The organism is Bergeriella denitrificans NBRC 102155 (assembly GCF_001592185.1).
In the GTDB taxonomy this organism is placed as follows: domain Bacteria; phylum Pseudomonadota; class Gammaproteobacteria; order Burkholderiales; family Neisseriaceae; genus Neisseria; species Neisseria denitrificans.
Map to the genome: position 1 here is coordinate 1 of NZ_BCWL01000083.1, position 8,566 is coordinate 8,566.

At 51.1% G+C, this 8,566-nt stretch carries 2 protein-coding genes; both read right to left on the reverse strand.

What is annotated here, in order from left to right:
• Positions 1-3,692, reverse strand: a 3,692-nt coding sequence (locus BDE01S_RS05930) for a beta strand repeat-containing protein (RefSeq protein ID WP_066078640.1), incomplete at its 3' end; no start/stop codon positions are given.
• Between the two features lie 154 nt (positions 3,693-3,846).
• A complete protein-coding gene (locus BDE01S_RS05935; protein WP_066078642.1) occupies positions 3,847-7,995 on the reverse strand; it encodes an ESPR-type extended signal peptide-containing protein in 4,149 nt (1,382 codons plus the stop codon).
• Positions 7,996-8,566 lie beyond the last annotated feature (571 nt).

Sequence of the window (8,566 nt, forward strand, 5' to 3'; positions counted from 1 at the left end):
TTTCCAACCACAACGTTTTTGCTGCCTGCGTACACATTAGTACCTTCGGCATTCACAACCCAAGCACCGCTTGCGTCTTTAGTGACAGTTTTAACGTTTGTGCCAGGTTTCACCACTGTGGTGTCTTCCGGGGCAACAGCGGTCAACTGACCATCTTTGTTAATCACAATGCTTGTGCCATCAACATTGATGTCATACGTAACGTTTGATACCACACCGTCTTTGTCAGTGGTTACAACCGCTTTCGTACCTTTACCGTCAACGAAATTCACCACATCATACGGCTTCACAAAGTCGCTTGGTGTGCCGTTGTTAGCCAAGTTCCAGCCTGAGTTCAGGATGTCGCCTACGGTAGCGGCATTGTTCAGATTCAGGTTGGTCGGCAAGCCGTGTACGGTAGTAACCGGCAGGCCGTTGGTGTTGTAGATGTCGTTGTTGTAGGTATCCGGCAGGTTAGACTTCAGATTGGTAATCGGACGGCCACCCATGTCAATACCTTCTTGATTGATGGTAATTGGGGTTGCGTAAGTCGATGTATCGCCATTACTTACCGTAATGGTAGTGAAGTCAACGGTATCACCTGTCTCGTACGTGAAGTTTTGACCGTCTTGGGTCAGCCTCATGTTCTTACCGGCGAGGAAGGTTACCGTTTCACCTGCTTTAACCAGCTCAACTGTCGCTGTAGCGCCCAGCTCGCCGTCAGCAGTCTTGTCAGAAGTTACGTTCCAACCAGAGTTGTTAATCGCGTTCGCCACAGTTGCAGCGGTTGCGAAGCTGGTGCTGTCGCCTGCGGTTACATCACCGATAGGATTAACCGTAATCGTGGTGGTATCAACCTTCATATCAGGAATCACAGCGGTCAGCTTGCCGTTCACGACATTGATGGTTTTTTCATCTACGACCACATCAAAGGTGATGTTGCCGCCGTCGTCCTTAGCTTTTGTTGCATTGCCGTCCACAAAGCCAACGTCGTTGTTGGTATTGGTGATGGTTTCAACATTCTTGCCGTTTACGCTGGTAGTGAATGACGACATAGCGTTGTCAATCTTGTCTTTGGTGTCTTGCGACAGATCTACAGCGTAATCCGTTACGTTGTTGGCATCTTTATTGCCTTTGGTAACAGTGACACGATTAGAGCCGGCAGATACGCTTGCGCCGTCCGCATTGACGGTGTAGGTATATTTACCGGTGTTTTCATCAAGCTTGCTAGTTACAGAAGTAACATTCGTACCTGCAACAACTTCAGTACGCGCTGCTTTCAACTGATCCAAGTTCACCGCATCAGTACCGGCAATGCCCGGAGCCAAGTTAGTAATACGTGTATTACCCATGTCAATACCGGTGTTGCTGATGGTTACAGGGCCTACGTTCACTTGGTTGGCCGTTACGTTGTTGAACACAACATCGTCAGCAGTCGCATAAGTGAAGGTATCGCCAATGCGCTGAACGGTCAGGTTTTTACCGGCTGCGAAGGTTACGGTATCGCCCGGGTTAACCTGAGTTGTACCGGTTTGGTTGCCTTCGGCCAAGTTACCTGCTGATTGTGCATTCCAGCCGGACTTGTTAATCGCGTTTGCTACGGTTTCAGCAGTGACCAAGCTGGTTGTGTCGCCAGCAGTTACCGTACCAACAGGGTTTGCCGTGATGGTGGTGGTCGCTACTTCTAAGCCGTTGTCGCCGTTTTTGATGGTTGTGCCATCTACTTTGACAGACAGGTCAAACTCAGCCGCGCCGTTTGCGTTCTTGCCAGTAGTCACAGTCACAGACTTATCTGTAGAAACCACGGTTTCTTTAGAAGTGGCTACGGTGTCATTCAACTGGCTCACGTTCACTGCATCAGTGCCATCTTCACCAGCTTTCACGTTGGTAATCTTCACAGGCTCGCCATTTGGACCGGCCACGTTGATATTACCGCCGTTGTTGGTAATCTTAGGACCGTTATCGCCAAACTGTACGCTGTTAAAGTTCACATCGTCAGCAGTCGCATAAGTGAAGCTTTGACCTGCTTGGGTCAGCTTCATGTTCTTACCTGCGTCAAAGGTAACGGTTTCACCTGGTTGTACCAACTCGTTGCCTGCGCCATCGTTGCCTGCGGCAGCAGTTACGTTCCAGCCAGACTCGTTAATCGCATTGGCGATATCGCCTGCGGTTGCCAGGCTGGTGGTGTCGCCGGTTACGCTTACCGTACCAATCGGGTTGGCAGAAATCTTGGTAGTGTTAACCGTCAGCTCAGTCAGCGGATTGCCTTCGTTGTCGATAATCACATCACCATTGTCGTCAGTTTGAGGACGAGTGGTAATGGTCTTATTGTCAACGTTAACGCTGTACTTCACGGTTGATACTTCACCGTTGGCATCCACATCTACCTTAACAGTCGTGCCGGTGCCGTGTGCGAAGTTTACGGTATCGTAAGGCTTCACAAAGTCTTTGGCTGCGCCGTCTCCTTGCAGATTCCAGCCCGCGTTCAACACATCACCTACAGTTGCCGCATTGGTCAGCGTCAGGTTGGTTGGCAATGGCTGGGAAGCAGTAGTTGCCTGCTTAGTCGTGTTGTACACGTTTTGGTTGTACGTATCCGGCAGGTTGGACTTCACATTGGCAATGGTTGTACCGCCTACATTGATACCACCTGCGTTAATGGTGATTGGTGCAGTCGTTGTATCACCATCATCAATCGTGATAGACGTGAACTCAACATTGTCAGCAGTCGCATAAGTGAAGGTATTACCATCTTGCACCAGCGTCATGTTTTTGCCGGCAATGAAGGTAACGGTTTCACCCGGGTTAATCAACTGGTTGCTTGCACCGGTTGCGTTTGCACCAGCGGCAGTTACGTTCCAGCCTGATTTATTGATGGCTTCTACCAGGTTATCGCTGAAAACCAAACCCGGGGTGCCGCCTGAGTCAAACAGAGAACCAACTTCTTCAGCATCTACTGCGCCGTATTGGATTTCAGGAATATTCGCAGTCAGCTGACCATTGTCATTAATGGTAATGGTGCTGTTGTCCACATTCACGTCATACTTCACGTTAGAAGTTGTGCCGTCTGAAGTTACGGTTGCAGTAGTGGCATTGCCGTCTTTGAAGTTTACGGTTTCGTATGGTTGTACGAAATCAACCGCTTTACCGTTGCCTTGCAGGTTCCAACCGGTATTCAATACGTCGCCGATGGTTGCCGCGTTATTGATATTCACGGTCGGCGCAGGTACAGCCGGTGCATTCGGTGTAGGCGTAGTAATGTTCGGATTGTTAATCGTCACAGTGTTGAAGGTTGGTGCCATTGAAGTTGCAACGGTGACTTTACCTGCTGCTTGAGTGACTTCGATGTTGTTACCCGCTTCGATGGTTACCGTTTCACCCGGGTTGACCAGCTCGTTGCTGGTGCCGGTTGCCTTACCTGTGCCAGTCTGAGAAGTTGTCAAGGTGAAACCAGAGTTGTTGATGGTTTCGGCAACTTCGTTTGCGGTAATCAGCGCGTCAGTATTGGTAGGCGTATTGACTTTACCGTTATTGACGGTCAAATCAGTGGTGTTGGCAGAGACTTTGTTGTCTTTTACGCTGATGGTTGTGCCATCTACGTTTACATCAAAGGTGATGTTGCCGCCGCTGTTTCGCGCTGTGGTTGCTGTGCCGTCGATGAAGTTAACGTCTTTGTTGTTCTTATCAATGGTCTCGGCAACGTTACCGTTCACGCTGGTGGTGAATGACGATATTGCATTGTCAATCTGATCTTTGGTCGCTTGCGACAGATCTACAGCGTAGTCGGTGATGTTAGTGCCAGCCGCTTTAGGACCTGCATTAACAGTTACACGGGTAGAGCCAGCAGATACGCTTGCGCCGTCTGCATTAACGGTATAGGTAATCTTGCCGTCTGCGTCTTCTGATGAAGTTACAGAAGCAATACTTAGTACCGCCGGTAACCGCTGTACGGTGTGCTTTCAGCTGATCTACGTTCACCGCGTCAGTGCCGTCTTTACCTGGGGCGACGTTTGTGATACGTACAGGCGAACCATCTGGTGCAGCGATGTTGATGTTACCGCCGTTGTTAGTGATGGTTGGGCCGTTATTGCCAAACTGTACGCTGTTAAAGTTCACATCGTCTTGGGTTGCATAAGTGAAGGTATTGCCACTTTGCACCACAGTCATGTTTTTGCCAGCTTGGAAAGTAACGGTCTCACCTGGGTTGATCAGCTCGTTCTTGCTGCCAGTAGCGTTTGCACCTGCAGCAGTTACATTCCAGCCAGACGCATTGATGGCTTCTACTAGGTTATCGCTGGTAACAACGCCTGGGGTGTCGCCTACATCAGCGATTGTGCCGACTTCTTCAGCAGCTACCGTGCCATACTTCACTTCAGGAATAACCGCAGTCAGCTGACCGTCCTCTACCATAATGGTTGAACCGTCCACTTTGACGTTATAGCTTACGTTAGACGTTGTGCCGTCTGTGGTTACAACCGCAGTGGTAGCATTGCCGTCTTTGAAGTTTACGGTTTCGTATGGTTGTACGAAATCAACCGCTTTACCGTTGCCTTGCAAGTTCCAGCCAGTGTTCAGCAAATCGCCGATGGTTGCAGCGTTTGTGATGTTTACGGTTGGTCTTTGAACCGCTGGCGCTTCGGCAGTCGGCGTGGTGATGGTTGGGTTGTTAATCGTTACACGATCAAAGGTTGGCGTCATGGTTGTCGCCACGGTAACTTTGCCAGCCACTTGGGTGATGGCAATGTTATTACCTGCTTCAACGGTAACGGTCTCGCCCGGGTTGACCAGCTCGTTGCTTGTGCCGGTTACTGTGCCTGTACCGGTTTTAGAAGTAGTCAGGTTAAAGCCTGATTGGTTGATGGTCTCAGCCACTTCGGCAGCCGTAATCAGCTTGGTGTTATCAGCCGGCGCATTTACCTTGCCGTCTGAAACAGTCAAGTCTGTCGTCTCAGGCGTAGAGCTGGCTGCGGTCAACTCACCGTTGTTATTGATGGTGATGGTTGTGCCGTCCACTTTTGCCGCTACGTTATAAGTACGGATCTTGCTGTCGTCCAGCGTACCGCCGGTTACTTCCACACCTTGAGAACCGGTCAAAACGGTGTCGCGCGAATCAACTTTGTAAATCGGCGGATTACCGTTGGCGGCTGTATTGGTAACTGTGGTGTTTGTACCGGCTACCACTTGGGTGTTGCTGGCAACAAGCTGACCGTTCACCACATTCATGGTTTTGCCATCTACTTTGACATCAAAGGTAATATCGCCTTGATTATTGACATTACGCGCGGTGGTGGCATTACCATTAACGAAGTTTACATCGTTGTTTTTGTTGTTAATGGTTTCGGCTTTTGTGCCGTTTACGCTTGTGGTGAATGACGCCATACGGTTGCCGACTTCATTGGCGACCATATACAGCTGCGAGCCGTTAATTGCGTCTGTAGATTGTGCATTGATACGACCTGCGGCAACATTATGGATTTGACGCTCTTCACCTGCACGACCGACAGACACCGTACCGATAGGCGAGTTGCCTGCGAAGCCGCTATAGGTTACGCCATTGACAGTCGCAGTGTTTGTAGCCACTGGGGCAACAGTCGTTGCGTTATCACCCAATGCGACAGAACGTGCCTGTGAAGCAATGGCGCTGCGACCGAATGCGATGGCATTGGCTGCAGTAGCTTGAGCGCCGTTACCGACAGCGATAGTATCAGCTTCACGAGCAAGAGAAGTTACACCCAAGGCGACAGAATTAGCAGCATTCGCATTCGCGCCACGACCGAGTGCAGTCGCATCCTGCGCACGCGCACGAGACCCACGACCCAGAGCAACGGCGTCTCTTGCGCTGGCATTAGCCTGACGACCGACTGCGGTTGCATCTATGGCGCTGGCATTAGCCTGACGACCGACTGCGGTTGCATCTATGGCGCTGGCATTAGCCCCACGACCGACTGCGGTAGCGTCTTGTGCAGTGGCAAGCGCCTGACTACCAAATGCAGCAGCGTTTTGTGCGCTGGCAACCGCCTCACGGCCGACTGCGACAGCGTCCTGAGCTGAGGCATTGGCTTTCCTACCGACGGCAACAGCGTCTTGTGCGGTAGCTGTTGAGGCTTCAGCGATTGCAACAGCGGCAGAGCCCATGGCGTCTGCATTACGACCCATGGCGATGGCATTGCCGTGAGTCGCTTCTGCCTGATCACCGATGGCGATAGAGTAGCTGCCGGTAGCCTTTGCTTCTTGAGCCATTGCAAGAGCACGAGTACCGCTGGCAACTGTTCTAGCACCGATGGCGATTGCCACTTCGTTTGTCGCTAGTGCATTCGGACCGATTGCCAAGGCAGCTTCAGCATCGGTATTTGCCTTCGCATTTGGACCGATGGCCATGGAGTTGCTGCCGATTGCCTGGGTATTAAGACCGATGGCGATGTTTTGGGTTTGTTGTGTAAAGGCATTGGTACCGATGGCGACGGCATTGGCGCTTGAAGCTGTGGCATTAGCACCCATCGCAATGGCAGCTTGACCGTTGGCATTTGCTCTACCACCGATGGCGACGGCTTCTTGACCGTTTGCACGCGCTGCAGCGATGTCGTTAGCGCTATCGCCTGAACCAATGGCGATTGAGCGGTCGCCGCCTTCAGCTTGGGCGTTCACACCGACTGCGATTGCACCATTGTTACGTGCGCCGCCTGCTTCGTGAGGCAGGGCTAAGTTGGCGTCTGCATCGCCGCCATCGTTATTGCCATCATTGACGTGCAGGTAGTTTGGTCGAGGCTGAAGAGCGCTTGCCACAACATACAGCTGCGAGCCGTTAATGGCGTCGGTAGAAGTTGCAGAGATTTCACCTGCGCCGACATTTTGGATTTGGCGCTCACCGCCTACAGTGCCGACAGAGGCCACACGACCGCTGTTTGCAGCCACAACACCGGCAAAGCCTGTGTAAGTAATGGTGTCGCCATTACTAGCCGGCAAATAAGCAGTGGTAGCGTTAGAGGCGCCGCGGGTTACAGATTCTGAACCCAGTGCGACAGCGTTGTCTTGGCTGGCTACCGCACGGCGACCGATGGCGATTGCATAACCGCCTGAAGCATTTGCCGCTGGACCTGTTGCGATAGCACCTACACCTGAAGCGCTTGCTTGGAAACCTGTTGCAATAGCATTGGTTGCTGAAGCGTTTGCTTGTACGCCGATAGCTGTAGCGTTAACAGCCAGCGCTTTTGTGTTATTACCCAATGCAGTTGCTGCTTCACCATTGGCATTTGCATGCGAACCTACTGCAAGCGCGTCAACGCCTGTAGAAGTGGCTTGTGCACCGATACCTGTCGCTTGATAGCCATTTACCGTTACACGACCACCGATAGCCGTTGCTTCTTGACCGCTTTCTGCTCTAGCGCGATAACCCAAGGCGGTAGAGCCCCAGCTATTTGCAAGAGTGCCATCAGCACCGACAGCAGTTGTATTCTCATCGTTTGCATTGGCAATATAACCAATTGCAGTTGATTTCAGACCTGTTGCAGTTACTTGCGTACCGATACCTGTTGAACTTTGACCACTTGCCGTTGCGATTACACCGATGGCAGTCGTATTTTTATTCAATGCATGCGCCTGCTTACCGATAGCTGTTGCCGCAGAGCCACCTGCGGCACTTTCTACGTCCGCTTGGGTAGTACCAGAACGCGCAATGGAGTCAGAACCCAGTGCGTACGAGAACATGCCTTCAGCATTCGCACGACCGACAGCGATACTATAACGCTCGGTCGCTTTCGTGTTTGCAAGACTATCTGGATCGTCATATGCTAACGCCACACCTGGTTGATTTGGCACTGGTGACAGTTCCGCTGCCAACACCGGCTGAGCCAAGGCAAAACTACCCAGGGCCGCCAATACGGCATGACGCAATGCGCGCGAGCTGCGGACACCGCCCTCGCTCTTGCTCGAGGTCTTCCCTTGGTTGGAAGCAATTTCCGAAACAACGACAATCTTACCGATCGTGGCATTGTATTTCGTTTTGTAAATCTTATTCATTTGATTTTCCAAACTCTTTAAATAAATAACTGACAGGCTTGTTCAAACCCATCACTGAGATGGCAGCCGGCAATCAACACCGCCCGGCATCCGCCATCCTAAAAAGCTAACCCCTTTCCGCCACACGCAAACAACGCGCAGGCAGAAGCAAGCTAAAACTGGTATATTATAAATCCAGTATAAACAAAAACAAACTGACACATTTTGTCACACCTCAAGCCGCTTCAGCCATTCACACCTCAGCCAAAGCCCGCCAAGCCCGCTCCGCAGCAAGCAAAAGCTATCCAAACCTTGCCCTGCATAAGACTTCACTATCATCAACAGCAATTCCCATACCAAACTTTCTCGCCAAAATGTAAAAAATTACAAACACGTCCATTGTTATTTTTTACCCCGCCCTGAGGCAAAATACCAACACTCCACCCCACCGCCCAATCACCCGCCTCCCTTCATATCGCCATACTTTATCTACCATACCCCGGTAAAATGACAAGAAAATGACCGCAGAGCAAAGTAAACGCGGAACGGGCAATCCGGGCAATGCAAAAAATTCCAATAACGTAGGAAGGGC

Coding starts and splice junctions, on each gene's coding strand:
- BDE01S_RS05935 (WP_066078642.1), bottom strand. CDS start 7,995: ATGAATAAGATTTACAAAACGAAATACAATGCCACGATCGGTAAGATT.